The 25,212-nt window shown below is 69.3% G+C and carries 23 protein-coding genes, 1 tRNA gene and 1 riboswitch; of the genes, 17 read left to right on the plus strand and 7 right to left on the minus strand.

Annotated features, from left to right (window positions below):
• Positions 1-4: 4 nt before the first annotated feature.
• Together ACO0LU_RS02405 and ACO0LU_RS02410 are read right to left on the minus strand one after the other, a co-directional pair.
• A complete protein-coding gene (locus ACO0LU_RS02405; RefSeq protein WP_424789823.1) occupies positions 5-940 on the minus strand; it encodes an ABC transporter ATP-binding protein in 936 nt (311 codons plus the stop codon).
• Positions 937-2,007, minus strand: a complete 1,071-nt coding sequence (locus ACO0LU_RS02410; RefSeq protein ID WP_424789824.1) for a FecCD family ABC transporter permease — start codon at positions 2,005-2,007, stop codon at positions 937-939. Before ACO0LU_RS02410 ends, ACO0LU_RS02405 begins: the two co-directional genes overlap by 4 nt.
• A gap of 141 nt (positions 2,008-2,148) precedes the next feature.
• Between ACO0LU_RS02410 and ACO0LU_RS02415 the strand changes: the two genes are divergently transcribed.
• The 4 genes from ACO0LU_RS02415 (at position 2,149) to ACO0LU_RS02430 (ending at position 6,005) form a co-directional block, all read left to right on the plus strand.
• Positions 2,149-3,249 (plus strand): ferrochelatase, encoded by a 1,101-nt coding sequence (locus ACO0LU_RS02415; protein WP_424789825.1) that lies wholly within the window; start codon positions 2,149-2,151, stop codon positions 3,247-3,249.
• Between the two features lie 37 nt (positions 3,250-3,286).
• The gene (hemQ, locus tag ACO0LU_RS02420; protein ID WP_424789826.1) at positions 3,287-3,982 is read left to right on the plus strand and encodes a hydrogen peroxide-dependent heme synthase; all 696 of its coding nucleotides are present in this window, start codon (positions 3,287-3,289) and stop codon (positions 3,980-3,982) included.
• Between the two features lie 239 nt (positions 3,983-4,221).
• Entirely contained in the window at positions 4,222-4,677 is a 456-nt protein-coding gene (locus ACO0LU_RS02425) for a MarR family winged helix-turn-helix transcriptional regulator (RefSeq protein ID WP_424787367.1), read from the plus strand.
• Positions 4,674-6,005, plus strand: coding sequence for an MFS transporter (locus ACO0LU_RS02430; RefSeq protein WP_424789827.1), 1,332 nt, complete (start codon positions 4,674-4,676; stop codon positions 6,003-6,005). The genes ACO0LU_RS02425 and ACO0LU_RS02430 overlap by 4 nt, the downstream gene beginning before the upstream one ends.
• 44 nt (positions 6,006-6,049) lie before the next feature.
• Here the strand turns inward: ACO0LU_RS02430 and serC are convergent, their stop codons facing one another.
• Positions 6,050-7,162 (minus strand): phosphoserine transaminase, encoded by a 1,113-nt coding sequence (gene serC / locus ACO0LU_RS02435; protein WP_424789828.1) that lies wholly within the window; start codon positions 7,160-7,162, stop codon positions 6,050-6,052.
• A gap of 178 nt (positions 7,163-7,340) precedes the next feature.
• Between serC and ACO0LU_RS02440 the strand changes: the two genes are divergently transcribed.
• The 3 genes from ACO0LU_RS02440 (at position 7,341) to ACO0LU_RS02450 (ending at position 10,591) form a co-directional block, all read left to right on the plus strand.
• Complete coding sequence (locus ACO0LU_RS02440; RefSeq protein WP_424789829.1) at positions 7,341-8,033, plus strand: iron dependent repressor, metal binding and dimerization domain protein; 693 nt, start codon at positions 7,341-7,343, stop codon at positions 8,031-8,033.
• 370 nt (positions 8,034-8,403) lie between these two features.
• A riboswitch (cyclic di-AMP (ydaO/yuaA leader) is annotated at positions 8,404-8,573 on the plus strand.
• Complete coding sequence (locus ACO0LU_RS02445) at positions 8,573-9,415, plus strand: C40 family peptidase (protein ID WP_424789830.1); 843 nt, start codon at positions 8,573-8,575, stop codon at positions 9,413-9,415. Its footprint overlaps the riboswitch before it by 1 nt.
• 228 nt (positions 9,416-9,643) lie before the next feature.
• Positions 9,644-10,591 (plus strand): universal stress protein, encoded by a 948-nt coding sequence (locus ACO0LU_RS02450; protein WP_424789831.1) that lies wholly within the window; start codon positions 9,644-9,646, stop codon positions 10,589-10,591.
• A gap of 183 nt (positions 10,592-10,774) precedes the next feature.
• Here the strand turns inward: ACO0LU_RS02450 and rocD are convergent, their stop codons facing one another.
• Together rocD and ddaH are read right to left on the minus strand one after the other, a co-directional pair.
• Entirely contained in the window at positions 10,775-11,977 is a 1,203-nt protein-coding gene (rocD, locus tag ACO0LU_RS02455) for an ornithine--oxo-acid transaminase (RefSeq protein WP_424789832.1), read from the minus strand.
• 32 nt (positions 11,978-12,009) lie between these two features.
• Entirely contained in the window at positions 12,010-12,888 is an 879-nt protein-coding gene (gene ddaH, locus ACO0LU_RS02460; RefSeq protein WP_424789833.1) for a dimethylargininase, read from the minus strand.
• 217 nt (positions 12,889-13,105) lie between these two features.
• Here ddaH and ACO0LU_RS02465 point away from each other — a divergent pair.
• Positions 13,106-13,178: transfer RNA gene (locus ACO0LU_RS02465), tRNA-Arg, on the plus strand.
• A 187-nt stretch (positions 13,179-13,365) separates the two neighbouring features.
• Positions 13,366-13,545 (plus strand): hypothetical protein, encoded by a 180-nt coding sequence (locus ACO0LU_RS02470; RefSeq protein ID WP_424789834.1) that lies wholly within the window; start codon positions 13,366-13,368, stop codon positions 13,543-13,545.
• Between the two features lie 63 nt (positions 13,546-13,608).
• Here ACO0LU_RS02470 and ACO0LU_RS02475 read toward each other — a convergent pair whose 3' ends face one another.
• Positions 13,609-14,271 (minus strand): SRPBCC family protein, encoded by a 663-nt coding sequence (locus tag ACO0LU_RS02475; protein ID WP_424789835.1) that lies wholly within the window; start codon positions 14,269-14,271, stop codon positions 13,609-13,611.
• Between the two features lie 141 nt (positions 14,272-14,412).
• Between ACO0LU_RS02475 and ACO0LU_RS02480 the strand changes: the two genes are divergently transcribed.
• Positions 14,413-15,342: an LLM class flavin-dependent oxidoreductase gene (locus ACO0LU_RS02480; protein WP_424789836.1), complete on the plus strand. Its 930-nt coding sequence runs from the start codon at positions 14,413-14,415 to the stop codon at positions 15,340-15,342.
• A 336-nt stretch (positions 15,343-15,678) separates the two neighbouring features.
• Positions 15,679-16,797 carry an acetylxylan esterase gene (locus ACO0LU_RS02485; protein WP_424789837.1) on the plus strand — a complete coding sequence of 373 codons (1,119 nt, stop codon included), beginning with the start codon at positions 15,679-15,681 and terminating at the stop codon, positions 16,795-16,797.
• A gap of 74 nt (positions 16,798-16,871) precedes the next feature.
• Here the strand turns inward: ACO0LU_RS02485 and ACO0LU_RS02490 are convergent, their stop codons facing one another.
• Positions 16,872-17,798, minus strand: coding sequence for an aldose 1-epimerase family protein (locus ACO0LU_RS02490; protein ID WP_424789838.1), 927 nt, complete (start codon positions 17,796-17,798; stop codon positions 16,872-16,874).
• 207 nt (positions 17,799-18,005) lie between these two features.
• Between ACO0LU_RS02490 and ACO0LU_RS02495 the strand changes: the two genes are divergently transcribed.
• The 6 genes from ACO0LU_RS02495 to ACO0LU_RS02520 all read left to right on the plus strand — a co-directional run bounded on the left by ACO0LU_RS02495 (position 18,006) and on the right by ACO0LU_RS02520 (position 25,182).
• Positions 18,006-19,340 carry a Gfo/Idh/MocA family protein gene (locus ACO0LU_RS02495; protein WP_424789839.1) on the plus strand — a complete coding sequence of 445 codons (1,335 nt, stop codon included), beginning with the start codon at positions 18,006-18,008 and terminating at the stop codon, positions 19,338-19,340.
• 252 nt (positions 19,341-19,592) lie between these two features.
• A complete protein-coding gene (locus tag ACO0LU_RS02500; RefSeq protein WP_424789840.1) occupies positions 19,593-20,552 on the plus strand; it encodes a carbohydrate ABC transporter permease in 960 nt (319 codons plus the stop codon).
• On the plus strand, positions 20,545-21,480 hold the full coding sequence (locus ACO0LU_RS02505) for a carbohydrate ABC transporter permease (protein WP_424789841.1): 936 nt from the start codon (positions 20,545-20,547) through the stop codon (positions 21,478-21,480). The genes ACO0LU_RS02500 and ACO0LU_RS02505 overlap by 8 nt, the downstream gene beginning before the upstream one ends.
• 251 nt (positions 21,481-21,731) lie before the next feature.
• Positions 21,732-23,111, plus strand: a complete 1,380-nt coding sequence (locus ACO0LU_RS02510) for an ABC transporter substrate-binding protein (protein WP_424789842.1) — start codon at positions 21,732-21,734, stop codon at positions 23,109-23,111.
• Between the two features lie 169 nt (positions 23,112-23,280).
• Entirely contained in the window at positions 23,281-24,255 is a 975-nt protein-coding gene (locus ACO0LU_RS02515; RefSeq protein WP_424789843.1) for a LacI family DNA-binding transcriptional regulator, read from the plus strand.
• A 6-nt stretch (positions 24,256-24,261) separates the two neighbouring features.
• Positions 24,262-25,182 (plus strand): AEC family transporter, encoded by a 921-nt coding sequence (locus ACO0LU_RS02520; protein WP_424789844.1) that lies wholly within the window; start codon positions 24,262-24,264, stop codon positions 25,180-25,182.
• Positions 25,183-25,212: the final 30 nt, after the last annotated feature.

A 25,212-nucleotide genomic window follows, 5' to 3' on the forward strand; every position in this document is an offset into this window, starting at 1 on the left:
TCTTTCAGGGTCGGGCCACCTCGGGGTGGCGGCGGGTCAAGGTACTGGCAGAGGGAAAGGTAGGGCGCACCAGGCTGAGCGTCGGGGCGCCGCTGGGGGAGTCGAACACCTCCGCGGTCACCCCGTACACGTCCCGGATCAGCCCGGGGGTGATGACCTCACCGGGGGCGCCGAAGGTGGCGCGGCCATCGGCGATGACCGCCACCCGGTCCGCCCAGCGCAGCGCCTGGGTGAGGTCGTGCATCGTGACGATCACGATGTGCCCGGCGCCGGCGCGCTCACCCAGGGCATGCATCACGGTGAGCTGGTGGCCCAGGTCCAGGGCCGCCGTCGGCTCATCGAGCAGCATCACCGGCGCGTCCTGGGCCAGGATCCGAGCCACCTGCACCAGTTGGCGCTCCCCGCCGGACAGGCGGGCGTAGCGGCGCGGGGCCAGCTCGGCCACGCCCACACGGTCCAGCGCGGCCATGATGCGCTGCTCGGTGCCGCCAGACCGCTGGGTGGCCCGGGCTCCGACGCCGACCACATCGCGCACCCGCAGTTCGTTCGGGGCGTAGGAGTCCTGCGTCATGTAACTGAGCACCTCGGCCAGGCGCCGCGGGCGCAGTGAGTGCAGGTCCGCCTCGCCGTAGCGCACCCCTCCGGAGGTGGTCACCCCGTGCCCGACGACGGCGGAGAGCAGGCTGGACTTGCCCGCCCCGTTGGGCCCGACGAGCCCGAGCAGGGTGCCCGGGGTCACCGTGGCATCGACGGGATCGAACAGGGGTCGGTCGCGGTGGGCGACCAGGCCGGTCAGGACCAGATCGTGGGCGGCGGCCGGATCATGCGAGACGGCCGGGGCGTGCGTGGCGCCGGCCTCGGTCGCGCCGGTGTGCGTGCCGCGGGCCTCGGAGGCGCTCGCGTGGGTGGTGCGCCCGCTCGCGGAGTGCCCGGCGCTCATGTGTGCCGCCTGGACAGCAACAGCGCCAGGAACACCGGCGCGCCGATGAGGGCGGCCACCGCTCCGGTCTGGATCACCATGGTCACCGAGGCGGCCCGGGCGGCGGTGTCGGCCAGCACCAGGAACAGCGCCCCACCCACGATCGAGATCGGCAGCAACTGGGCATGCTTGGCCCCGATCACCAGCCGTACCGCATGCGGGACCACGAGCCCGACGAAACTGATCACCCCGGAGACCGCCACCGCCGCGCCGGTCACCAGGGAGGCGATCAGCAGCAGCGCCAGGCGGGTGCGGTGCACGTTGTACCCGGAGGTGGAGGTGACGTCGTCACCGAGCAGCAACGCGTCCAGGGCCCGGGTGCGGGTGAGCAGCAGGCCGAGGCCGAGCGCGATCGGGATCACCGCGATCGCGGCGTGGTTCCAGGTGCGTAGTTCCAGATCGCCGGCCAGCCAGAACACGGCGCCGCGGGCCAGGGCGTCGTCGTGGGCGTTGGCCACCAGGATCGAGATCAGCGCCCCGGCGAAGGCGTTGATGGAGACCCCCACCAGGATCAGGGTGTAGGTGGAGGCGCCGCGATTGGTGTGCAGCACCGCCTGCAGCAGCAGGGCCACCACCAGGGCCCCGGTGAACGCCGCGATCGGTACACCCCATTGCAGCGACCCGGCCAGCCCGGCTGTGATCCCGGCCACGGCACCCACGGCGGCGCCGGCCGAGACGCCGGTGACGCCCGGGTCGGCCAACGGGTTCCGGAACACCGCCTGCATCACCACGCCCACCCCGGCCAGGGCCGCGCCCACCAGCATCGCCACCACGATCCGGGGCAGCCGGATCGCCCACACCACGGTGGCCACCTGGGAGTCATCGGGGCTGACCACCGCACGAACGGCGGCCACCGGGTCCAGGCGCAGGGTGCCCAGGCTCACGCTGATCCCCGCGGCAAGGACCAGGGCGAGGGTGGCGCCCACGGCCAACCACAACGCCCGGCGGGTGACCCTGGGCGCAGGTGCGGCGACGTGTGCGGGGGGCTGCGTCGTCGTCGGCCGTGGCGGGCTGGCGAGATCGGTCATCGAGGGTCCAACCTGACACATCCACTTCATCAGATCAACTAGTTCATCTGATGTTACGGTGGGCCTCGCCACACCGGCTTCGGAGTCGATCACCGGCTCCCGCCCCGCCACCGACGAACCTCGACAAGGACCGCGACACCCATGACCCACGCCGCCGTTCCCTATGACGCCCTGCTGCTGTGCTCCTTCGGGGGACCCAACGCCGAGGAGGATGTGCTGCCGTTCCTGCGCAACGTGGTGCGTGGCAAGGGGGTGCCGGAGGCGCGGTTGGCCGAGGTGGGGGAGCACTACTTCGCCTTCGGGGGCAAGAGCCCGATCAACGAGCAGAACCTTGCCCTGCGGGCGGCGCTGGCGGCCGAGTTGCGGGCCCGCGGCGTGGAGCTGCCGGTGCTGTGGGGCAACCGGAACTGGCACCCCTACACCACCGACACCCTGCGCGATGCGGTGGCCTTCGGTGCGAGGCGGATCCTGGTGCTGGTGACCAGCGCGTACGCCTCCTACTCCGGGTCGCGCCAGTACCGCGAGCACCTGGCCGCGGCGGTGGCGGACCTTGGCGCCGAGGGGGAAGGGTTGGTCATCGACGTGCTGCGGCCCTTCTTCAACGATCCCGGCTTCATCGCCGCCAACGTCCACACGATCACCGACGCCGTGGGCCAAGTGCCCGAGGCCGATGCCGGCGTGCACATCGCCTACGTCACCCACTCGATCCCCACCACCATGCAGCAGGCCTCGGAGGTCACCGGCCCGGGTTACCGCCAGCAGCATGAGGACGTGCGAGCGGTGATCGATGCGGACCTGCGCGCAGCGGGGGTGGAGGTGTCGTCGTCGCTGTCGTACTGCTCGCGGTCTGGCAGCCCGCACACGCCGTGGCTGGAACCGGACATCAACGACCACCTGGCCGAGTTGGCCGGCGCGGGCACGCAGCGGGTGGTGATCGCCCCGATCGGGTTCATCTCCGACCACATGGAGGTGGCCTGGGACCTGCAGACCGAGGCGCTGGAGACCGCTGCGGAACTGGGCCTGCAGGCTGCCTGCGCCACCACCGCGGGCACCCACCCGGCGTTCGTGTCCGGGCTGGTGGACCTGGTCCTGGAGCGCGCCGGACGCGAGCGCGGGGAGGACCCCGATGTGGTGGTGCGCGGCGAGCTGGCCGCCTTCCCCGACGAGGCACCACCCGGCAGTTGCCGGATGCGCCACGGCGAGGTCACCGGTATCCCGGTAGTGGCGGGCACCGCCGACTGAGTGGTCCTGTATCCCGATCTCGTACTGAAGGAGCATCATGAGCACCAACCCAGAGGCGATCAACGCCGCCACCTCCTACGCGATGTACTCGGTCTTCCGCGTCACCGAAGCCGTCCCGGCCGACGACGAGGCGCGCGCCCTGGTGGTGCGCAACGCCCTGGCCGCGCTGGACCTCATCGATGGCCTGCAGGTGCGGGGCTGGTACGACGTGGCCGGGTACCGGGCCGACGCCGACCTGATGGTGTGGTGGTGGGCCGAGGACGTCGAGATCGTCCAGGAGGCCTACCAACGGCTCCGTGCAAGCGCGCTCGGAGCCATGCTGGAGCCGGTGTGGTCCCAGATCGGCACGCACCGGCCGGCGGAGTTCAACCGCGCCCACGTGCCGGCGTTCCTCTCCGGGGAGGCGCCGCGCGGGTACCTGTGCGTGTACCCGTTCGTGCGCAGTTACGACTGGTACCTGCTGCCCGAGGACGAGCGCAGCACCATGCTGCGTGACCACGGCATAGCCGCCCGCGATTACGGCGACGTGCGGGCCAACACCATCTCCGCCTTCGCCCTGGGGGACTATGAGTGGTTGCTCGGGTTCGAGGCCGACGACCTGGGCCGGATCGTGGACCTGATGCGTGAGTTGCGGGCCACCGAGGCCCGCCGGCACGTGCGCGAGGAAGTGCCCTTCTTCACCGGCCCGCGCCGGGAGTTGGCCGAGATCGTCGACCGGCTGCCGCGCGCCTGACCGGTCGGAGCCGCGGCGCGCTCACCGGGTACCGTGCCCGGCGCCTGTCGCCCATGACGGGCTGCGTCGTCGTGCCTGCTCTCCGGCTGCCGACCGGATGAGGCCCGCAGGCGTCCGGCACCACCGCAAACCCAGGCGCCTTTCATGGTTTCCGTACTGGCACCTAAAGGGCGTGTTTACTTCGCAAAACTAAGGTCAAGACCTTTACTTAGCAAAACTAACGATGTAGTATCCCTGCAGTGAGCATTTCTCCTGCCCCCAAGCACCCCGGCCCGAGGGTCGCCGACGTCGGGTTCCCGACGCGGCTGCGCATGACGCTGCTGAAACTCACCCGCAGTCTGCGGGCCCAGCGGTCCATGTCGATCCCCGAGGGTCAGCACGCCGTGCTGGCCACGGTGGTGGCGCTGGGGGCGATGACCCCGGGAGAGCTCGCTGAACGTGAGCACGTGCGACCACCCTCGATGACGCGCACCGTGCAGTGTCTGGTCGATGCCGGCCTGGTGGAGCGCACCACGCACCCCGAGGACCGCCGCCAAGTGCTCATCACGCCCACCGACGCCGGTACCGAATTGGTCAAAGAGACCAGGCGCCGCCGCGATCAGTGGCTGTCCAAACGACTCGCAACCCTGACCCCCGCCGAGCGCGCAACGCTCACCGAGGCAGAGAAGATCCTCAGGAGGCTCTACAACCAGTGAGCTCGATATTCGCCTCACTCCGTCTGTACAACTACCGAATCTGGTTCATCGGCGCCCTGGTCGCCAACGTGGGCACCTGGATGCAGCGGGTGGCCCAGGACTGGCTGGTCCTTGCCGTGCTGCCCGAAGGCTCGGCGATCCACGTAGGAATCGTCACCGGCCTGCAGTTCCTCCCGATTGTTTTCATCAGCCCCTTCGCCGGGCTGATCGCCGACCGGGTGGACCGGCGCAGGATGCTGATGATGACCCAGGCCGCGATGGGCGTGCTCGCCCTGGCCCTGGGCGCCCTGGTGCTGCTGGGTACCGCCCAGGTGTGGCACGTGTACTTCTTCGCCCTGGCCCTGGGTGTGCTCAGCGCCTTCGACGCCCCGGCCCGGCAGGTGTTCGTCTCCGACATCGTGCCCACGTCCTCCCTGGCGAACGCGGTGGCGCTGAACTCCGCCTCCTTCAACGCCGCCCGCCTGGTGGGCCCGGGCGTCGCCGGCCTGCTGATCGCGGTGGTGGGCACCGGCTGGGTGTTCATGCTCAACGCGCTCACCTTCGCCGCCACCATCGGGGCGATGCTGGCGATGAAGTCCGAGTTGCTGCAGCGCCGCGACCGCCCCGTACGAGCCAAGGGGCAACTGCGCGAGGGCCTTCGGTACGTGCGCGGGCGCAGCGACATCATCACGATCATGATCGTGGTGTTCGTGATCGGCGGTCTGGGCCTGAAGTTCCAGATGACCTCGGCGGTGATGGCCCACGACGAGTTCGGCATGGGCGCCGGGGAGTACGGGGTGCTCGGGTCGATCCTGGCGATCGGATCCCTGGCCGGCGCCCTGATGGCCGCCCGGCGGCAACGACCCCGGCTGCGCCTGGTGCTCGGCGCGGCCTTCGGGTTCGGGATCAGTTCCGGCGCGATGGCCATGATGCCCACCTACGAACTCTTCGCCCTCAGCGCGATCCCGGTGGGCTACTTCTCCCTGACCATGCTCACCTCGGCCAACGCTGCCATCCAGATCACCACCGACCCCAACGTACGCGGCCGGGTGATGAGCCTGTACCTGGTGGTCTTCTTCGCCGGGAACCCGATCGGCGGGCCGGTGGTGGGTTGGATCGCGGAGAACTGGGGCGCGCGGTGGGCCATCGGCATCGGCGCGATCGCCGCCATCGCAGTGGCGGGGATCGCCGCTCTGTGGACCGTCAAGCGGGAGGACGTGCGGGTGCGTTACCGCCTCCGCCAGCGTCCGCACCTGCTGGTGCAGAACCGCCACGAGCAACTCGACGCTGCGCGTGCCCGCGAGGAACTCAGGACCCAGGAGGGCGTGAACGCCGGCAGCGCCGCCTGACCAGTTCCGCCTGCCCGGCCAAGGGGCGCACCGGAGCGGAGCACCTAAAGACGCTCGACGACGTGATCCAGGCAGGCAGTCAGCGCTGCGGCATCGGCGGGGGTCACCGAGGGGTAGGTGCCGATCCGCAGCTGGTTGCGCCCGAGTTTGCGGTAGGGCTCGGTGTCGACGATTCCGTTGTTGCGGAGCACCCTCGCCAGCACCGCGGCATCGATGCTTTCGTCGAAGTCGATCGTGACCACCACCGGCGAGCGGTGTGCCGGGTCGGCCACGAAGGGGGTGGCGAACTCACGCTCGGTGGCCCACTGGTACAGCAACTGCGAGGACTGCGCGGTGCGCGCCGCAGCGAAGTCCAGGCCGCCCTGGTCGTTCAACCAGTCGACCTGCTCGGCCAACAGCACAAGGGTGGCGATCGCCGGGGTATTCACGGTCTGGTCCTGCCGGGAGTTGGCCAGCGCCGCGGGAAGGGACAACGACGCCGGCGCCCACCGCTGACCCAGTTCCTCGATCCGCTCGATCGCAGCGGGGGAGAACAGGGCCAGCCACAACCCGCCGTCGGAACCCAGGGCCTTCTGCGGGGCGAAGTAGTAGGCGTCGGTCTGGCGCACGTCCACGCCCACCCCACCCGCGGCCGAGGTGCCGTCGACGAGCATCAGGGCACCGTCGTCGTCGACCCTTCTGACCGGGGTGAGTGTGCCGGTGGAGGTCTCGTTGTGGACCCAGCAGTAGGCATCGATCCCCGCGGCGACCTCGGGTGAGCGGGTGCTGCCGGGTTCGGCGGTGAGGATCTGCGGGTCGGCCAGGAACGGAGCGCCGCTCGCGGCGGCGGCGAACTTGGCGCCGAACTCCCCGGCGCGGACGTGCTGGGAGCGGGTGCGGATCAGTCCGAAGGTGGCCGCGTCCCAGAACATCGAGGCGCCCCCGTTGCCCAGGGCCACCTCGTATCCCTCGGGGAGGCTGAACAGGTCAGCGAGACCTTCCCGGACGCGGCCGACCAGGGAGCGCACCGGGGGCTGGCGGTGGGAGGTACCCAGCAGGGTGGTGCCCAGGGCGGCCAGCGCCTGGCTCTGCTCCGGCCTGATGCGCGCGGGACCGGAGCCGAACCGGCCGTCCGCGGGACGGATGGAGGCCGGGATGGCGATCGCGGGATCGTTCATGGGCACGATCATCGCAGGTCCGCCGGCCCCGCCAGGAGCGCTGCGCCGCGCGGCCGGCCGGCCCGGGGCCGGGAGAGTCGTGGCAGGGCGCGCAGGACGTGCAGCGCACCCGGCCCGGAGCCGGACGCCGGGCACTAGGCTGACAGGAGGAATGCGGCGACCACCAAGGGGCAGGCACGTGAGCGACCTGATCGACACCACGGAGATGTATCTCAAGACCGTGTTCGAACTGATCGAGGACGGCGTGGTGCCCCTGCGCGCCCGGATCGCGGAGCGCCTGGGTCACTCCGGGCCCACAGTGTCCCAGACGGTGGCGCGCATGGAACGGGACGGCCTGATGGTGGTCTCCGGTGACCGGCACCTGGAACTGACCGATGAGGGCCTGCGGCGGGCCACCCAGGTGATGCGCAAGCACCGCCTGGCCGAACGGCTGCTGACCGACGTGATCAAACTCGACTGGCCCTACGTGCACGAAGAGGCCTGCCGGTGGGAGCACGTGATGAGCGAGCGGGTGGAGCAGCAGTTGCTCGAACTGCTCGAGCGCCCGCGGGAGGATCCTTACGGCAACGCCATCCCCGGCCCCGCCGGGATCGGGCAACCCGTCGCCGGTGTCGCCGAACTGCCCGGTACGTCCCTGGGCGCCGCGATCACCGCCGATCCGGCCTACTACACCCTGGTGCGGATCGGGGAGCCGCTGCAGGTGGATGTGGAACTGCTGACCGAGTTCGAGCGCGTCGGGATGGTGCCCGGGGTGGCTTTCCGCGCCCGGACCGACGGCGCGGCGGTAGACCTGACCGTGAACGGGCAGAGCCTGGAACTCACCGAGGACACCGTGGGGCACCTGTTCGTCAGCGCCGCCGAGCCGGGGTGATCCGGTGCCCGCAGCGGGTGTCCGGGTGCCGCCCGCGTGCGTTCGGGACGGGGTGCAGGAGGGCCTGCCGGCAGGTGCTCGGTGCCGTGGATCTAGCACAGCCGCAGCCCGCGCGCTCGCTGGGCGGGTCAGGAGAGCGGCGTCCAGCATGTGGCGCAGTCCACATTGTGGCGATGACACAGCGTCTCGTCGATCGCGCCGTTGCCGCGGAATTCCGCTATTTTCTGAGGACCTAGGCGCCTGGGGCGGATCCTGTGAACCATTTCACAGAACCAATTGTGACCGGAATGTGACTTTTGCCGGGGTCGTCGGGTAACGTCAGCCGTGCTCGTCGTCCCCTCCATCGATGAGTACCCGCAGGCGGCGCCGAACCCTGTCACCGCCAGCAGGTCCCGACAGACGCAATTGACAGGGACGGGGGACCCAACCTTTGGTGCGCGAGCACCTAGGGGTGAAGTCCCACCTGGTTCGCCAGGTAAGACCGGGTGAATCTCCAACCCGAACCCGACAGCTCACCCCGTAGGCGCGTGGAGAAGATTTTGACTCAACGCACAACCGGAGCCCGCCACCGTGCAGCGTGCCGGCCCTCCACCCCCCTGACCGCCTTTGGCGCCACAGTGGCCGGCACCACCGGTCGTCGTGCACTGGCCGTGGTTGCTTCCTCCGGACTGGCGCTGACCATGGGCGCCTCCACCGCGGCCGCTGCCCCCCAGGTGTCCAACTCCGCTTCCGGCCTCGGTTCGCTGGCCAACGTGGTGCTCGATGGTGACCGCGACTCGGTCAGCACCTCGCCGACCATCTCGGTCGACGCCGACGCCGACTGGTCCTTCACCGCGGCCGTGGTGAGTTCCGAGGCCCCGCCACCACCTCCGCCCCCACCGCCACCGCCGGCGGCGACCACGCAGCGGCCCACCGCGGCCACCGCCCCGGCGGCCCGCACCGGTAACCGCACCGCCGCTCCGGCTCAGGAGGAGACGCAGGCGGAGGAGCAGCCGGCCGAGGAGGCGGCGAGCGAGTCCACTCAGAGCGCCGCTCCCGCGTCCGGTTCCGGCTCCGCCGTGGTGAACCTGGCCCGCCGGTACACGGGCACCCCGTACGTGTACGGCGGTAGCACTCCGGCCGGGTTCGACTGCTCGGGCTTCACCGCCTACGTGTACGCCCAGTTCGGCGTCTCCCTGCCACGGTCGTCCTCGGCCCAGCGCAACGCCGGACGTATCGTCTCGGCTTCTGAGGCGCAGCCCGGTGACCTGGTCTGGTGGCCCGGGCACGTGGGCATCTACACCGGCAACGGCCAGCACATCGCGGCCCGCAACCCCAGTTCACCGCTGCACGAGGGCCCGATCTGGAACTCGAGCCCCACGTTCATCCGTGTGATGGGCTGACCGGCACACGCACCACGCACAACGGCTCGTCCCGCATCGGGGCGGGCCGTTGTGCTGTGCGCACCGGTGCGCCGTATACCGGCGTGTCCGTGCGGAGCGGTGCTGGCACAGGCACGATGAACAGCTCCGATGAGCACCCATATGAGATTTTCCGGCGACATGCCCCGCAACCGTCAGGTTTGTAGCACAATGGTCAAGATCAGCCCAAAAAAAGGGGGGTAGACCGGTATGGAACGCGAACCCACGATCCTCGTCGGAGTCGACGGATCGGCCGCCAGCCTGAACGCACTGGACTGGGCGTTGGCCCACGCAGGAAAGTCGGGTTGGAACCTGCACCTGGTGTGTGCCTACGCGCTGCCCACCTTCGCCGCCGGCACCATCGACGGCGGGTATGCCACGCTGGACGACACCGCCATCCGTGACGGGGCCCAAGCGGTCCTGGACGAGGCCCTCACCCGCTGTGAGGGCGTGGGTGTGCAGGTGACCAGCGCCCTGGAGACCGGTGACGCGGCCGGAGTGTTGGTGGACCTGTCCGCCCAGGTGCGCCTCGCCGTCGTCGGTACCCGGGGCCGGTCCGGATTCGCCGAACGGATCCTGGGCACCGTCTCTTCGGCGCTACCGGCCCACTCCCACTGCCCCACCGTGGTGGTGCCGCACCGGGAGGGCGAGGACGACGACGACACCGGTCTGCCGTTGCCGGTGCGCCGGATCGTGGTGGGCGTGGACGGCTCGGACTCGGCCAAACTCGCCCTGAACGTGGCCATCGACGAGGCCGAACGGTGGGAGGCGGAACTGACCGCCGTGGTCGGTGTGCCGATGGGCGCCGGCGCCGGTCTGCTGGGCTGGCTTCCCTCCGGGGTGGACCGGGAGACCCTGCTGGCCGACGTCAAGACCGGCCTGGACGTCACGGTGGACCGGGCCAGTCAGGGTCGTGCGGTGCAGGTACGCCGGCACGCCCTGGATGGCACCGGGGCGGCGCTGCTGTCGGAGTTCTCCACCGCGGTGGACCTGGTGGTGGTCGGCTCGCGCGGACGCGGCGGCTTCACCGGGATGCTGCTGGGCTCCACGTCCCAGACGGTGCTGCATCACTCCCGTTGCCCGGTCATGGTGGTGCCCACCAGCAGCACCGACGATCCCGAGGACCACGCCTTCAACTGGAAGCGGCGCCGGCACTAAGCCACCAACCCGCCACCCCCGGCGCCTACCCGGCCCCCGGCCGTACCCGCCGGCGTCGAGGGCGAGCGTGAGCCTCGAGGGCGAGCCTCGGGACGCTCGCCCTCGGCTGGGACGCTCGCCCTCGGCGGCGGGCGACGGCGGTGGCGGGGCGGCGACGGCGGTGGCGGCGGGTGGCGGCGGCGGCTACCGGGCGCTGCGCAGCACCCGGCCCAGGGTGTCCATGAGGCGGTCCAGGTCCGACTCGGTCAACGTCAGCGGCGGGGCGAAGCGGATGGTGTTCTCGTGGGTCTCCTTGGCCAGGATGCCCTCGGCGGCCAGCCGCTCACTGACCTGACGCCCGGACAGAGACACCACGTCCAGGCCCATCCACAAGCCGATCACCCGGGCGTCGGTAGCCAGCCCCTCGGCGACCAGATCCTTGGCCGGGCCCTCCAGCACGGGGGAGAGGTCGCGCGCCCGGGCCTGGAACCCACCCGTGGCCAGCAGTTCCGTCACCGCGATCCCCACCGCACATGCCAACGGGTTGCCGCCGAAGGTGGACCCGTGCGTACCGGCGGTCATCACACCGAGCACATCGGCCCGGCCCACCACCGCAGAGACCGGCACGATTCCACCACCGAGCGCCTTGCCCAGCGTGGTCAGGTCCGCGCGCACGCCGAACAACTCCTGGGTGAGGGTGGCCCCGGTGCGGCCGAGGCCGGACTGGATCTCATCGAGCACCAGCAGCGTGTTCGTCTCATCGCACGCCGCACGGACCTGCTCCAGGTAGCCCTCCGGCGGGATGATCACCCCGTTCTCGCCCTGGACCGGCTCCAGCAGCACGGCCACGGTGTCCGGCGTGATCGCCGCCCGCACCGAGGCGGCGTCACCGTAGGGCACGACGACGAAGCCCGGGGTGTAGGGGCCGAATCCTTCCCGGGCAGCCGGGTCGGTGGAGGCGGAGATGATCGTGGTGGTGCGGCCGTGGAAGGCGCCATCGGCCACGATGATCTCGGCCCGGTCGGCCGGCACGCCCTTGACCTCATACCCCCACTTGCGGGCCGTCTTGATCGCGGTCTCCACCGCCTCGGCGCCGGTGTTCATCGGGAGCAGCATCTCGGTGCCGGTCAACTCCGTGACCGCGCCGGCGAACCGCTCCAGGTGCTCATGGCCCACCGCCCTGGAGGTCAGGGTGAGACGGTCCAACTGGTCCTTGGCGGCCCGGACCAGGTACGGGTGGCGATGACCGAAGTTCAGCGCCGAATACCCGGCCAGGCAGTCCAGGTACTCCCGTCCGCTGGTGTCGGTGACCATAGCGCCCTCGGCGGTGGCCAGCTCCACCTCCAACGGGTGATAGTTCGGCGCCAGCGGTCCGGGTGCGTTCGTGGTGCGGGGGTTGTTCGTCATCGTGCGACCTCCTCGTCGGTGACTCGCGGGAATCAGTGGGTTGCGCCGTCGTCGGCCTCACCCGGGCGCGGTGCGCCCAGGGCAGGTAGTGCGCTCGCGGCTGCGTCGTCGGCCTTGGTGGGACTACGCAGGATCAGGGTGCAGCACTTGGCGCCGCCGCCGCCCTTGAGCAGTTCGGAGGTGTCCACCGCGATCGGTTCCAATCCGCGCTCGCGGGCCTGCGCGGCCAGGCCGGTCGCTCCCGGTGCGTGCACCACGTGGGTACCGTCGCTGACGGCGTTCAGGCCCAGGGCCTCGGCGTCGGCGTGCCCGGCCACGATCGCCTCGGGGAACATGCGCTGCAGCACCCGCTGGGAGCCGGGGGAGAACGCGGGCGGGTAGTACGCGATCAGGTCATCGCGCAGGATGGTCAGTGCGGTGTCGAGGTGGTAGAAGCGCGGGTCCACCAGTTGCAGGGAGATCACCGGGCGGCCGAAGACCTCCTGGGCCTCGGAGTGCGCGGCGGCGGAGGTGCGAAAACCGGTCCCGGCCAGGATGTACCCGTTGGTGCACAGCAGGTCCCCCTCGCCCTCGTTGGTCTCGGCGGCCTCCACCGGGGTGAAACCGGCACGGGCCAACCAGTCCAGGTACGCCGGGGCCTCGCCGGCGCGCTCGTTGTGCCGGAACCTGGAGGAGTAGGCGATGCCGCCGATCACGGTGGCGCCGTTGGCGGCGTAGACCATGTCCGGGTACTGCGGCAGCGGGTCGATCACGTCGACGGTGTGCCCCAGGTCCGCGTAGGTGCGACGCAGCGTGTCCCACTGGCTCATCGCGCGGTCGACGTCGGTGGAGACCTTGGCGTTCATCCAGGGGTTGATCTCGTAGGAGACCGTGAAGTGCGTGGGTGGGCACATCAGGTAGTGGGCGGGCATCGATGCTCCTTCGGTTCGTGGTCCAAGCACTGGCCTGGTGGGCCGGTGCCGGATCGCGGGTGCGGCCAATGGGTGGTGGGCCACACATGTGATTGTCACAGAATCCCGCGCGCGTTGGGTGGGGTGTCTGGATTACCGGCGGGGCTGGTGTGTGCCCTACGATCGGTGCGCGAGAAGCGTGGGCCGGGTTCGCTCCGGCCCGGTGCTGCTCGCCCCCGCCCCCGTAGCTCAGGGGATAGAGCAACCGCCTCCTAAGCGGTAGGTCGCGCGTTCGAATCGCGCCGGGGGCGCCGGTTGCGGGAGGACCCGGTAGCCACACCTTGAGCCAAGGCCGCACGAACGAAGTAGCCCCCATCTAGCCGCCAATTTGACAGTCTTGGCTGCCGAGGTCTCCGGGGCCGACGTGGAGGTCGACGTCCACGTCGGCGGGTGCAGGGCAGCCTAGCGGGCGCAGAGCAGACACCCTAGGGTGGAGAGATGAAGGTTCTCGTTGTGGTCCTGCTCGTCCTATGGGTGCTGGTCTCGATCGTGGGGTTCGCGCTGGAGGGCTTGATCTGGCTTGGCCTGATCGGGATCGTGCTGTTCCTCGGAACGGTGATCATCGCCGCACTGCGCCGCAGCGCCGGTCGCAAGAGTGGTGGCCGCCCGGCACGCTGACCGCTGGTGCCCCTGACCGCCGGGGCGTCCGAACCGGCGTCGAACGGGTTGGGCCGGGCCGGTTCAGCGGCCGGCGCTCCCTTCCACCAGGCCGGCGATCCGGGTCAGCATCCGCCAGGTCATCAAGGCGGAGATCAGGCTGGTCGCCTCCACCGGTGCCCGTTGGAGCCGGGTGCGGGGGGCGTAGCGTTCCCGCACATGCAGGCGGGTGAGCGGGCGGTCCGAATCCGGATCGTTCAGCGGCACCAGGTGGAACGTCCAGGTGTAGCCCATGCCGGTGTCCGCGAGCATCGGGGTGCCGGCGTTGGTGGCAGCCAGCAGCACTCCGGGATCGACCGCTGCGATACGCAACTGGATCCGAGGGTGCAGCGCCAGGGTGTCGCCGGCCCGAACGTCCTGCCATTCACGGTGGATCCGGGTGGCGCCGGCAATCTGGCAACCCGCCAGGTTCTCCAGCGTCTCGAAGGAATAGAACCCTGCCTTGTCCTGCCCGATCTGGGCGAGCCAGGGCCAGATGCGTTCTGAGGTGGCGTTGATCAGGATGGCCCGGTCGTTCTGCACGGTGGCCTCCGGCAGCAGGTCATCCCCCGGCAGTGGCGCTGCCGCCTCCTGCGGTGTCAGGCCGAGGCGGCGGTGCGCGCCGGCGATCATCACGACGGCGGCCGTCACTGCGACCGAGACGAACGGGGCGGCCGCCAACCCCAGGATGGCGCGTCGGGTGGACATGAACATCACCTCACCCACCATCGTGGCACCGTGACCGCCGCCCGGACAGGTGCGAAGGTCCTGGTCGGTGTCAACAGCAGCCTCGATCAGATCGGTGCGAACGCCCCTGCGGGCTCGCGGTCGGGCTGTAGCGTTTCGGGTATGGCTGAGCAGGACGTGGAATTCTCCGTCCAGGCCGAACCGCGCGACGCCGCCGGTTGGGCCGAGTTGGCCCGGCGCAGTGAGGACGCGGGTATGCGGGCGCTTTTGGTCGCCGACCATCCCGGCGCTGGTGCCTCGCCGTTCGTGGCGCTGGCCGCTGCCGCCGCGGTGACCAGCACGTTGCGGTTGGGCAGTTACGTCGTCAACGCCGGGATACGCGAGCCCGTCCACATAGCGGCCGACGTGGCCACCCTGGACGTGGTCTCGGGCGGACGCGCCGAGGTGGGACTCGGTGCCGGGCACACACCGGCGGAGTGGGAAATGATCGGGCGCTCGCGGCCCACCGCCCCCGGACGGGTGCGCCACCTGCTCACAGCAGCCTCGGCGGTACGGCGGTTGTTGGACGGGCAGCCGGTACCGGCAACGGAGGTCGGCGCGCTCAGTGATCTGCGCCTGGACGAGCCCCGGCCGGTGCAGCACCATGTGCCGCTACTGCTCGGCGGGACCAGCGCCACGATGCTGCGCTGGGCCGGTGGGAACGCCGACGCGGTCGGGCTTACCGGGCTCGGAGCCACCCGTGCCGACGGACACCGGCACGAGGTGGTCTGGTCACCGGAGCAGGTGGACCGGCACGTGGCGTGGGTGCGCGAGGGTGCCGAACAGGCCGGGCGCCCGGTGCCGACCCTGGAGGCGCTGGTGCAGGTGCTGGCGATCACCGAGGAACGCCAGGACGTCATCGCCGGTATCGCAGCCGACCTGGAGACCCCGGTTGGTCGGTTCGAGGACGTGCCCTACGTCCTGGTGGGCACCCAGGATCAGATCCTCGAACAACTCGAGACCACCCGGAAGCGTTGGGGGATCAACCGGTTCGTGGTGCGCGCCTGCGCGTTCGATACGGCCACCGATCTCCTGGCCGCGCTCGGGCGCTGAGAGCGCCCGCCGACCGGCACGCAGCACCCCGGCGCCCAGCAGGATCAGCACCCGCCGCCTCTTCCGCCACCGCCGCCACCGGCGCCGAACCCGCTCGTCGACGTCCCACTCATACGTCTCGGTGACGTGGACCAGCCCCGGCGTCGATCCTGATCTCCACAGCACAGTCATCCGTGTCGCCGTATTGGCCGGCGCCCGCCGGACCACCGTCCCGGGTGAGCGGGAGCGCCCATGGCGACCTTCGTCGTCGTCGGTTGTTGCCTGCCCACTCCGTAGGATCGTGGCGTCCGTAGCAATCCTCGGTGGAGCGGGGTCGACGTCGAAGTGGAGCAAGGGATGAGCCGGCAACGCCCGAACGCGATCGCGGGGTATGAGGACTGGGCGGACTATGTGCTCGCCGGCGGCGCCGCGGGAGGCGAGGCACCCACCGGCGGGCTCGCCGAGGTGCTCGCGCCACCGGCGCCACCCACGCAGGTCCAGGTCACCCACGGCGCGGCGACCAGCGCCGACGGGGTACGTACCCAGCGCCTGTCCTGGCAACTGGGGTACGGGCCGGCCACCGCGGCCTACCTGTGCACACCCGAGGGTGCCGGCGGCCCGCTACCGGCGATCCTGCTGATGCACTGCCACTCGGGCAACAAGTGGGTTGGCGCCGAACGGCTGGTGGACCTGGGGGAGCAGGACACCCCGGAGTCCCTGGCGCTGCGGGCACAGATGTACGGCGGGCAGGCGGTGGCGAACCACCTGGCCGGGCAGGGCTTCGCCGTGCTGGCCCACGACGCGTTCGTGTGGGGCAGCCGCGCCTTCCCCCTCGACCCGCGCCCGGCCCGGGCCGACTTCCACCTGCAGGGACAGATGGCGCTGTGGCGCGAGCGGGGCGAGGGGGCCACCGGGGAGCGGATCTACAACACCCTCGCGGCCGACCACGAGCACACCGTGGCCAAAGTCGCGCTGATGCTGGGCACCACCTTCGCCGGGATGGTGGCCCACGACGACCTGGCCGCCCTGACCGTGCTGGCCTCCCTGCCGATGGTCGACGCCGATCGGATCGGCACCATGGGGCTGTCCGGCGGCGGGGGCCGGGCGATGCTGCTCGCCTCGCTCAGCCCACGGATCCGGGCGCACCTGGTGGCCGGGATGATGTTCACGTTCGACTCGCTGCTGCCCGCGCACATCGACGCGCACTCCTGGTTGATGTACTCCCCGGGCATCCTGCGTTACTCGGAGTGGCCGCTGATCCCCACGCACGCCCCCACCCGGCAGTCGATGCACGTGCAGTTCGCCTCCCAGGACGCGTTGTTCTCCCTGGCGGGCATGCGCGCAGCCGATGCGATGCTGCGGGCCGCCGACCCAGCCGCCGTCGAGTACTCCAGCGCCTGGTTCGACGAGCCGCACCGGATGACCCCGCAGATGCAGGACGACGCCGCGGCGTTCTTCACCCGGGCGCTGGGGTAGCAGCCGCCGGGTAGCGGCCGGCGGCGCGGGACGGTGCCATGCGCGAGCGGACGGGGCGCCCCCGCCCGGTCCGGTTACTGCAGCGTCAGGCCCCAGCGCACGTAGTGGTCGTCGCCGGGCGCCAGGCGCACCAGGTCATCCCCGGTTCGGAAGGCGTCGGCGACACAGCTCATCGGCTCGGCCGCCAGCCCGGTGCGGCGCGCGGCGCCGGGCAGTTCATCCCCGGTGCACATCTGCCAGCAACCCATGGTCCGGTCCATCCACACCGCCGCGGTGTGCCCGTCGGCCCCGCGAAGCCGCAACCAGGACAGGTCCCGGGCGTCGTAGGTGGCGCCGACGAAGGCATCATCGAGCACGGTGCCGCCCAGTTTCCGGGGATCGCGGAAGTCGAACTCCTCCGGCAGGTCCTGGGTGCCGGTGGGCAGCAACCGGTCGTCGGTGGCGACCCACCTGGTGGCGTCCAACTGCAAGGTGGCCTCATCCAGCCCGCCCTCGCCAGGGGAGAGCCACGGGTGGAACCCGATCCCGTAGGGCGCGGCCGCGGTGCCGATGTTGCGGGTGCGCACCTCGATCTCCAACCCGCCCGGCCCCAGGGCGTAGCGGATGGTCGTGGCCAGCTGGAAGGGGTAGCCGGGCGTGGCCGGGGGTTCGATCATCAGGGTGACCGAGGCCGCGCTGTGGTCGATGGTGCGCCAGCGTTTCCAGTTCACCAGGCCGTGCAGGGCGGTGTTGCGGCCGGGTTCGCTGATGTCGAGCTGGTAGTCCACCCCGTCCCAGGTGTAGGCGCCGTCGCGGATGCGGTTGGGCCATGGCACCAGCACCGCGCCGTGGTAGGCCGGTGGCAACTCGTCCTCGGCGAAGGGGACGACGACGTCGCGTCCGCCGGTCCGGAAGGCGCGCAGGTGCGCGCCCACCTCGGTGATCACGGCGTACTGGTCGCCGCGCTGCAGTTCGAAGGCGGCGCCGGTGGGCAGGGGGGCTTCGTTGGTAGTGATGGTCACGGCCACACGATACTCACCGCGCGCACACGGGGCCCGTGGGCCCACGATGCCGTCGCACGCAGTGCCGTCGGGCCGCGGTGCCGGTAGGCGTATCGACACGATCCGGGCAGGGCGTTGCCAGCGCCACGATCGACCTGGCATGATGTGCGGAAGCGTTTACGCAGACACCAATGCCGGTGCTCACTGCCGGCCTCCAGGAGGAACTCGATGGCCGACCAGCCCACTACCCGCCGTTACGCCGTCGTCGGCACCGGACACCGATCACAGATGTACATCAACGCGATCCTCGGCGAGCACGCGCCGGTCTCGGAGTTGGTGGCCTGGTGCGACGTGAACCCCGGCCGGATCGACTACTACGACGAGGTGGTCCAGGCCGCCGGTGGCCAGGCGCTGCCGCGTTACGCACCGGCCCAGTTGGAGCAGATGATCACCGAGCAAGCGGTGGACGTGGCGATCGTGACCTCCCCGGATCACACCCATGCCGACCTGGTCTCCCGCTCGCTGCGCGCGGGCGCCGACGTCGTGGTGGAGAAGCCCCTGACCATCGACGCCGAAGGCTGCCGCAGCATCACCACCGCCGTGGCCGACAGCGGTAAGTCGGTGGTGATGACGTTCAACTATCGCTACTCCCCGCGCAACTCCAGCCTGAAGGAGGTCATCGCCTCCGGCCGCATCGGCCAGGTCACCTCGGTGCACTTCGAGTGGGCCCTGGACACGATGCACGGCGCGGACTATTTCCGCCGCTGGCACCGGTATAAGGACTCCTCCGGTGGCCTGCTGGTGCACAAGTCCTCCCACCACTTCGATCTGGTCAACTGGTGGCTGGCCGACGTACCGGTGCGTGTGTACGCGCGCGGTGGCCTGAAGTTCTACGGCGACCAGGGCGCCGGCATCGCTCAGGCACCGAGCCCGCGGCCCGAGCGCGGCACCCCGGCGCCGGGCAATGACCCGTGGACGCTGGATCTGCGCGATGACGAACGGCTGCGCCGGCTCTACCTGGACGCCGAGCACCACGACGGGTACCTGCGCGACCGGGACGTGTTCGACGCCGGGATCACCATCGAGGACAACGTGGCGGTGCTGGTGGATTATGCCGGCGGCGCGGTGATGACCTACTCCCTGAACGCCCACGCGCCCTGGGAGGGCTACCGCGTCACCGTCAACGGCACCAGGGGCCGGGCAGAACTGGAGGTGGTCGAGCGCGGTTCGGTGGCGATGACCGCCGAGGGAGTGCTGGACCCCAGTGCACGCGAGGCACAGGACAGCGACGCGCTGCGACCCAAGGGAGAGCGCCTGGTGGTGCAGGAGCACTGGCAGCGTGCCACCGAGCACCCGATCCCGATGGGGCAGGGCTCCCACGGTGGCGGGGACGCGATCCTGCTCTCCGACGTCTTCCGCGGCCCGGGGGACGATCCGCTCGGCCGCCCGGCGGGCTACACCGACGGCATCCACGCGGTTTCGGTGGGCATCGCCGGTAACGAGTCCCTACGTACCGGCGCCCCGGTGCAGATCGCCGACCTGCGGTTGCACGACGCGACCTGACCACCCGGTCCCGCGCGGGTTAATGTCTCGGTTCTGCATCAATCGCCATGGCAGCCACGTGGGGCTGTTGCGTTGGGAAGCCTCGTGCTACTCTCTGCGAAAGCGTTTACGCACAGAGTCAACGAAGAGTTAGATCATCGGAGTGGATGGCCGCGTGAGCGGGCTCCACCACCCAGAGCGACAAGGAAGCCGCATGATGGTAATGGTCCCGGTCGGCGCCCGTTGGTGCCGGAGTGTTTCGGGGGGTGGGTAATGGCTGCTTTAGGTGAGTTGTCGAAATTGCGGTCGAAGGCGGGGCGGCCTACGCGCTCTCCGTCGGAACGTAATGACGGTAAGGCGGCGGTGTTCTTCCTGGGCCCGTGGTTCGTGGGCCTGGCGTTGATTGTTGCGGGGCCGTTGGTGGCGTCGTTGTATTTGTCGTTCACCGATTACGACTTGTTGTCCGATCCGAATGTGATCGGGCTGGACAACTACGTGCGGATGTTCAACGATCCGCGGCTGATTCAGGCGTTGTTCGTGACGTTCTCGTATGTGTTCATCTCGGTGCCGTTGCAGTTGGGTGCGGCGCTGGGGTTGGCGTTGATCCTGGACAAGGGGTTGCGCGGGCTGTCGTTGTACCGGTCGGTGTACTACCTGCCTTCGTTGCTGGGTTCCTCGGTGGCGATCGCGATCTTGTGGCGTCAGATCTTCGGCACCAACGGGTTGGTGAACCAGGTGCTGGAGTGGTTCAACGGTGTGCAGCCGTTGATCCAGATCGGCACCCAGGGTTGGGTGTCCCATCCCGATTACGCGTTGGGGACGTTGATGATCTTGAACGTGTGGACGTTCGGGTCCCCGATGATCATCTTCCTGGCCGGGCTGCGTCAGATTCCGGAGATGTATTACGAGGCGGCCAGCATCGACGGGGCGAGCAAGATCCGCCAGTTCGCCTCGATCACGATCCCGATGCTGACCCCGATCATCTTCTTCAACCTGGTGTTGCAGGTGATCAACGCCTTCCAGACCTTCACCCAGGCCTACATCGTCTCCAACGGCACCGGCGGCCCGGTGGACTCCACGTTGTTCTACACCCTGTACCTGTACCAGCAGGGCTTTGCGAACTTGAACATGGGTTATGCCAGCGCGATGGCGTGGTTGCTGTTGATCATCGTCGCGGCGATGACGGCGATCAACTTCTTCGCCTCGAAGTATTGGGTTTTCTACAATGACTGACTCCACCACCCGCCAACCCGGCGCCGGGGCCGCTCAGGCCGTGATCGGCCCCGCCGAGCCCACCGAGCGGCCGAGGCCGAACGTGCGCAGCATTCCCCCGGTGGTGCGGATCCGCAAGGTCGGCAAGCACCTGCTGCTGATCGCCTTCGGGGCGTTGATGATCTACCCGCTGTTGTGGATGATCTCCTCCTCCTTCAAGCCTGATGCGTTGATCTTCCGCGAGCCGGGCCTGATCCCGGGGGAGTTCACCACCGACAACTACGTCCACGGGTGGAACGCGCTGTTGCACCCCTTCTCCCACTATCTGCTCAACTCCACCATCGTGGTGGCCGGGGCGGTGCTGGGGAACCTGGCCTCCTGCGCGCTGGCCGCCTACGCCTTCGCCCGGTTGAACTTCAAGTTCCGCGGCCTGTGGTTCGCGATCATGCTGATGTCGATCATGCTGCCGATCCACGTCATCATCGTGCCCCAGTACGTGTTGTTCTCCGAGTTGGGCTGGATCAACACCTTCCTGCCCCTGATCGTGCCCAAACTCCTGGCCACCGACGCCTTCTTCGTCTTCCTCATGGTCCAGTTCTTCCGCGGCATCCCCAAGGAACTCGACGAAGCCGCCCGCATCGACGGCGCCGGGCACCCCCGCATCTTCTTCCAGATCATGCTGCCGCTGTCCACCCCGGCGCTGGCCACCACCGCGATCTTCACCTTCATCTGGACCTGGAACGACTTCTTCTCCCAGTTGATCTTCCTGACCAGCCCGGACCGCTACACGGTGCCCATCGCCCTGCGGACCTTCCTGGACTCGACCGGACAATCCTCATGGGGTGCAATGTTCGCCATGTCCATCGTCTCCCTCATCCCCCTCTTCATCGTCTTCCTCCTGGGCCAGCGATATCTCGTCCGAGGCATCGCCACCACCGGAATCAAATAGGAAGCACGTTGAATGAGTCACGACGAACCGGATAAATGAAAGTGAACTCGATGCAGAGAGAACATTCGCGCTGACTGGAAGAAAGCCAGAAATAACGCACCGCACACACCGAGACAGGATATTTCACGAATACCCCGAATGCACAGTCATGCCCTGACGGGTAACCGTGCACCAACCGAGACCGGCGGAACGGCGTCACCGCTTCATGACCATGACGCACAACGAAGTGAAAAGTCCCAGGAGGAAGAACAATGAAGAGGACACGAACAGCGCAACCGCGCCTTCTCAAGGTCGCCGCACTCGCAGCCGCCGGGGCATTGGTGCTCAGCGCCTGCGGACAGGCCGATAACCTGGACGACGAGCCGGCTGCCGATGATGATTCGGCCATCGATGCCGAGCCGGCCGACGACGCCGACGAGGTCGGTGACGAGGGCGACGCCGAGGAGGTCACCATCAGGTTCTCCTGGTGGGGCTCGGACATCCGGCACCAGATGAACCAGGATCTCATCGACGCCTTCCAGGAGGAGTACCCCCACATCCAGGTCCAGCCGGACTACACAGACTGGGGTGGGTACTGGGACAAACTCGCCACCCAGACCGCCGGCGGCGACGCTCCCGACGTGCTCATGCAGGAAGAGCGTTACCTGCGCGAGTATGCCTCCCGTGGGGTGTTGGCCAACCTGCACGATTACGACATCGACCTCTCCCAGATCGACGACTCGCTCGTGGAGAGCGGCGAGTTCGACGGTTCGTTGTGGGGCATCGCGACCGGAGTCAACGTCCGGGTGATGATCGCTGACGAGCAGGTCTTCGCCGACGCAGGAGTGGACTTCCCCGACGACACCACGTGGACGTGGGACGCCTACGCCGAAGCGGTCGAGGCCGTCTCGGCGAACAGCGAGGCGGGGGTGTACGGGACCCAGGAGTTCGGGTTCATCGAATCCGACCTGCAGATCTGGCTGCGCCAGCACGGGCAGGAACTCTGGGACGAGAACGGAGACATCGGCTTCGATGCGGAGTTGATGGCCGAGCGCTGGCAGATGTCACTCGACCTGATCGAGTCCGGGGCGGCTCCGCCGGCCACCGAGTCGGTCGAACGCTCGGCGGCAGGTGTCGAGGGGACGTTCATCGCCAACCACGAGGCGGGCGTCAGCACGTACTGGACCAACAACCTCGAGACGCTCTCGAGTGCATCCGGCCGGCCCCTGACCCTTATGCGCTACCCGGGTGAGACAGAGTTCGAGCGCACGGGCGTGTTCCTGAAGCCGGCGATGGCGCTATCCATGGCGGCCGACACCGACCACCCGGAAGAGGCTGCGCTCTTCATCGACTACATGCTCAACAGCGAGACCGCTGGTGACATCCTGCTGAGCGACCGCGGCCTGCCTGCCAACAATGAGGTACGGGCGCAGATCATGGATCAGTTGAGCGACTCGGAGCAGCAGGCGGCCGAGTTCATCGAAGAAGTGACACCCGAGATCGTCGACGCCTACCCCTCGCCGCCCCGCGGCGCCGGTGAGGTGGCGGCGGTGATGGCACGGCTGAACGAGGAGGTGCTCTTCGGACAGAAGGATCCGATGGACGCCGCTGAGGAGTTCATCGCCGAAGCCAGCGAGATCACCGGCGACTGATCCGCCCGGCCCACCGCCGCAGGCACAGTACTCGCCTGCGGCGGTGGGGTTCCGTGCCGCCACCGCAACAAGCGGGAGGCGACCTACGACCACGCGCTGCCGCAGCCGGTCCATCCGGCCGCGGCAGCGCGACCACAGGTGCCCTGGCGCACCCGAGCAGAGAGGCGCGATGGCCACCATCCACGACGTCGCGAAGCGCGCTGGTGTCTCCATCGCGACCGTCTCCCGGTCCCTGAACGGGCACGGCCGGGTTTCCAGCCAGACCCGGGAGCGCGTCCTGGCAATCGCCGAGTCCCTGGACTTCCGGCCCAACCGCACCGCCCGTGGACTGGTGACAGGACGATTGGGCAACATCGGGGTGCTGCTGCCCGATGTGGCCAACCCCTTCTACGGCCCCATCCTGGTCGCGATCGCCGACATCGCCCAGGACCGGGACCTGGGAGTCTTCCTCGCCGACTCCCGCGAGGACCCGCGAGCCGAGGAACGCCTGTGCCGGCGGCTGGTGGAGCAGGTCGACGGGCTGGTGCTGGTCTCCACGCGGATGCCCTCGGCTAAGATCTCGGCGGTGGCGGCGCAGCGCGACACCGTGCTGGTGAACCGCCTGGTGGATGGGGTCGACGCCGTCGTCGTCGATGCCGCCGAGGGGATGCGCGCGGCGGTTGAGCACCTGGCCGGGCTGGGCCACCGCAGGGTGTTGTACCTGGACGGCCCGGCCGCGTCCTGGTCCGGTGCGGCCAAACTCGCCGGTGTTCGTGAGGGCGCACGGGCCAGCGGTGTGGAACTGATCCTCGACGGGCCGCACCCACCCAGTTACCTGGGCGGGCGGGAAGCAGCCGACGTGGTCCGCGATGCCGGTGTCAGCGCGGTGCTGGCCTATGACGACCTGATCGCCTGGGGCGTGATCACGCGGCTGCACCAACTCGGCGTGGACGTGCCCGGGGACGTCTCCGTGGTGGGTTTCGACGACGCGATCGCCGAGGGGATGCTCAATCCGGAACTGACCACGGTGCGCTCCGGCGGGGCCTCGATGGGCGCCACCGCCACCGAGATGCTGCTACGACGCATGGCGGATTCGGACTACCCTGTGGAACATCAACGACTCTCATGCGAACTGGTGGTGCGTCACTCCACGGCACCGCGGTGAGGTGCCATGACCGCCGTCCTGCAGGGCTTCGCCGTCCTGGGCGCCATCATCGCCCTGGGTGCACTGCTTGCCCACGTACGGCTGCTGGGCGAGGAGAGCCAGCAGATGCTGGCCAAACTCGCGTTCTTCGTGGCCAGCCCGGCGCTGATGATCACGGTCATGGCCGACGCCGACGTCGCCACCCTGTTCTCCCTGAACCTCGCCGTCACGTCCGCGGCAGTGGTGGTCTCCGGTAGCGCCTTCCTGCTCATCTCCCGGTTGTGGTTCAAACGAGCCGTGCCCGAGACCGTGATCGGGACGCTGAGTTCGATGTACGTCAACGCCGGGAACCTGGGCCTGCCGATTGCGGCCTACGTGCTGGGCGATGCCTCTCTGGTGGCCCCGGTCCTGCTGCTGCAACTGATCGTGCTGCAACCGCTGGCCCTGGCGGTGCTGGACCGCTCCACCGCAGCCGCCGGCACCTCCCGCCGGGCGCTGACCGTGCGCACCGTGACCAATCCGTTGCTATTGGGCGCCCTGGTGGGGCTGGCCCTGGCCCTGACCGGCTGGGAGATGCCGATGGTGGTGGCCGAGCCGGTGAACCTGATCGCCGGGATGGCGGTGCCCTCGATGCTGCTGGCCTACGGGGTCTCCCTGCGGGTGGGCCCGCGGGCCGGGCGCGGGGTGGGGATGATCGAAGTGGGCACCACGGTGATCCTCAAACTGATCGTGCAGCCGGTCAGTGCCTTCCTGATCGGGTGGGCAGTGGGCCTGGACGAGGCCTCCTTGTTCGCGGTGGTGGTGCTGGCCGCGCTACCGGCGGCTCAGAACGTGTTCGTGCACGCCGTGCGCTACAACCGCGGGGTGGTGCTGGCCCGGGACTCGATCTTCCTGTCCACGGTGCTGTGCCCGGTAGCCCTGCTGGTGATCGCGGGCCTGCTCACATGATCACCCCCGAAGATGCCCCTTGGCGTCCCA

The sequence above is a fragment of the Pseudactinotalea sp. Z1748 genome (assembly GCF_049725185.1).
Lineage (GTDB): Bacteria > Actinomycetota > Actinomycetes > Actinomycetales > Beutenbergiaceae > CALKWS01.

Bases quoted from the DNA above. Each gene is read 5' to 3' on its own strand.
- ACO0LU_RS02475 (WP_424789835.1), bottom strand. From the start codon at position 14,271: ATGTCCACCCGACGCGCCATCCTGGGGTTGGCGGCCGCCCCGTTCGTC.
- ACO0LU_RS02515 (WP_424789843.1), top strand. From the start codon at position 23,281: ATGGCCACCATCCACGACGTCGCGAAGCGCGCTGGTGTCTCCATCGCG.
- ACO0LU_RS02485 (WP_424789837.1), top strand. From the start codon at position 15,679: ATGAGCCGGCAACGCCCGAACGCGATCGCGGGGTATGAGGACTGGGCG.
- ACO0LU_RS02510 (WP_424789842.1), top strand. From the start codon at position 21,732: ATGAAGAGGACACGAACAGCGCAACCGCGCCTTCTCAAGGTCGCCGCA.
- ACO0LU_RS02505 (WP_424789841.1), top strand. From the start codon at position 20,545: ATGACTGACTCCACCACCCGCCAACCCGGCGCCGGGGCCGCTCAGGCC.
- serC (WP_424789828.1), bottom strand. From the start codon at position 7,162: ATGAACGATCCCGCGATCGCCATCCCGGCCTCCATCCGTCCCGCGGAC.
- rocD (WP_424789832.1), bottom strand. From the start codon at position 11,977: ATGACGAACAACCCCCGCACCACGAACGCACCCGGACCGCTGGCGCCG.
- ACO0LU_RS02470 (WP_424789834.1), top strand. From the start codon at position 13,366: ATGAAGGTTCTCGTTGTGGTCCTGCTCGTCCTATGGGTGCTGGTCTCG.
- ACO0LU_RS02415 (WP_424789825.1), top strand. From the start codon at position 2,149: ATGACCCACGCCGCCGTTCCCTATGACGCCCTGCTGCTGTGCTCCTTC.
- ACO0LU_RS02450 (WP_424789831.1), top strand. From the start codon at position 9,644: ATGGAACGCGAACCCACGATCCTCGTCGGAGTCGACGGATCGGCCGCC.
- ACO0LU_RS02520 (WP_424789844.1), top strand. From the start codon at position 24,262: ATGACCGCCGTCCTGCAGGGCTTCGCCGTCCTGGGCGCCATCATCGCC.
- ACO0LU_RS02495 (WP_424789839.1), top strand. From the start codon at position 18,006: ATGGCCGACCAGCCCACTACCCGCCGTTACGCCGTCGTCGGCACCGGA.
- ACO0LU_RS02500 (WP_424789840.1), top strand. From the start codon at position 19,593: ATGGCTGCTTTAGGTGAGTTGTCGAAATTGCGGTCGAAGGCGGGGCGG.
- hemQ (WP_424789826.1), top strand. From the start codon at position 3,287: ATGAGCACCAACCCAGAGGCGATCAACGCCGCCACCTCCTACGCGATG.
- ACO0LU_RS02480 (WP_424789836.1), top strand. From the start codon at position 14,413: ATGGCTGAGCAGGACGTGGAATTCTCCGTCCAGGCCGAACCGCGCGAC.
- ACO0LU_RS02405 (WP_424789823.1), bottom strand. From the start codon at position 940: ATGAGCGCCGGGCACTCCGCGAGCGGGCGCACCACCCACGCGAGCGCC.
- ACO0LU_RS02410 (WP_424789824.1), bottom strand. From the start codon at position 2,007: ATGACCGATCTCGCCAGCCCGCCACGGCCGACGACGACGCAGCCCCCC.
- ddaH (WP_424789833.1), bottom strand. From the start codon at position 12,888: ATGCCCGCCCACTACCTGATGTGCCCACCCACGCACTTCACGGTCTCC.